General features: G+C 64.8%; 2 protein-coding genes. Both read right to left on the reverse strand.

Features of this window, described 5'->3' with window-relative positions; all coding sequences use genetic code 11:
• Positions 1-187: 187 nt before the first annotated feature.
• Positions 188-964 (reverse strand): ABC transporter ATP-binding protein, encoded by a 777-nt coding sequence (locus tag AC1DOC_RS31775; protein WP_012748029.1) that lies wholly within the window; start codon positions 962-964, stop codon positions 188-190.
• Positions 964-1893, reverse strand: a 930-nt coding sequence (locus AC1DOC_RS31780) for a branched-chain amino acid ABC transporter permease (RefSeq protein ID WP_478131347.1), incomplete at its 5' end; no start/stop codon positions are given. The genes AC1DOC_RS31780 and AC1DOC_RS31775, both read right to left, overlap by 1 nt.

Consider the following 1893-nt stretch of genomic DNA (forward strand, 5'->3'; position numbering starts at 1 on the left):
GGGCACGCTCTGGGTGCACCGCTGATGAACGACCGCTCCGCATGACGCTCCCGTCGATGGGGTGCCTTGCGCAGCGAAATCAAGGGGGAGGCCGCAGGCCGGAGGACATTCGCGGAGCAAGGTACCCCATCGGCGGGAGCGCGCCCTGAACGACGGAAACCGCGATGCAAAGAAAAGCGAAATTTCATCAATGCCCCGCCCCCTGCGCATCCGCAACCGAAGACCCCAGATAAGCTTCCTGAACCCGTGCATTGGCGCGAACGGCAGCCGGCGTGTCGAAGGCGATGACCTCGCCGTACACCACCACCGCGATCTTGTCGGCCAGCCCGAAGACCACGCCCATGTCGTGCTCCACCGTCAGCAGCGTCTTGCCGACCGTGACGTGCTTGATGAGCGAGATGAAGTGCGCCGTCTCGGTCTTGCTCATGCCCGCCGTGGGCTCGTCCAGAAGAATGACGCCGGCGCCGCCCGCAATGGTCACGCCGATCTCGAGCGCGCGCTGCTCCGCATAGGTGAGGTTCACTGCGTGCACGTCGCGCTTGCGCTGCAGGCCGATCTGCTTGATGAGTTCTTCGGTGCGCGCGTTGGCGTCGTCCAGGTTCGAGAGAAAGCGCAGGAAGGTGTAGCGGTAGCCCAGGCTCCACAGCACGCCGCAGCGCAGGTTCTCGAACACGCTGAGCTTCGGGAAGATGTTGGTGATCTGGAAGCTGCGTGACAGGCCCAGCCGGTTGATCTCGTAGGGCTTCTTGCCGTCGATGCGCTGGCCGTTCAGCAGCACTTCGCCGCTGGTGGGTGCGAGCCGCCCGCTGATCAGGTTGAACAGCGTCGACTTTCCTGCCCCGTTCGGGCCGATGATGGCCACGCGTTCCCCGGCCTTCACGGCCAGGTCCACGCCGCGGATGATTTCGGTCTTGCCGAAATTCTTGCGCAGCGACTTCAGTTCCAGTGCATATTGCGCGCTCATTACGCAGCCTCCCGGCGCTTGATTTCTGCTTCGATCTCTTCCTGCGCCTGGCCCCAGACACGCACGAAGCGCCGGCGCGCCACCTCCAGCGCAGCCAGGCCCACGGCCAGGATCGCGGCGGCGCCGAGCCAACTTGCCGCAGAGGATGTATCGATCGCCACGCCGAAGTAGTTCAGGTTGGGTCCGAGCGCTGCATTGAGCTGGATGTGATAGATCATCTCGATCAGCGCGGCGGCGCCCACCACCACCGGCACCAGTGCCACCGCGAGCGCGACGTACAGCAGCCAGAAGCGGCCGAACTTGCCGAACCTGGCAACCCGCAGGTTCATCATCACCAGGCTGGCGATGCCGCCGGGCGCGAACATCACCATGAACACGAACACCAGGCCGAAATAGAGCTGCCAGGCCTTCGAGAGCTCCGACAGCAGGATCGAGGCGAACACCAGCRGCACCGCGCCGATGATCGGCCCGAAGAAGAACACCGCGCCGCCCAGGAAGGTGAACAGCAGGTAGCCGCCCGAGCGGATGGCGCTCAGGCTGTCGGCCGCATTCACGATCTCGAAGTTGATCGACGCCAGCCCGCCGCCGATGCCCGCGAAGAAGCCCGCGATGATGAAGGCGAAGTAGCGCACGCGCTGCGTGTTGTAGCCGATGAACTCCACGCGCTCCGGGTTGTCGCGCACCGCATTCAGCATGCGCCCGAGCGGCGTGCCGGTGAAGGCATACATGAGCGCGGTGCAGACGAAGCAGTAGGCGGCGATCAGGTAGTACACCTGGATCTGCGGGCCGAAGTTGAAGCCGAAGAAGCTCGGCCCGTACACGCGGTTGGTGGTGATGCCGCCCTCGCCGCCGAAGAAGCTCGGGAACATCAGCGCCATCGAGGCCACCAGCTCGCCGATGCCCAGCGTGATCATCGCGAAGGTGGTGCC

It is taken from the genome of Variovorax sp. 01T439_2, from assembly GCF_056398445.1.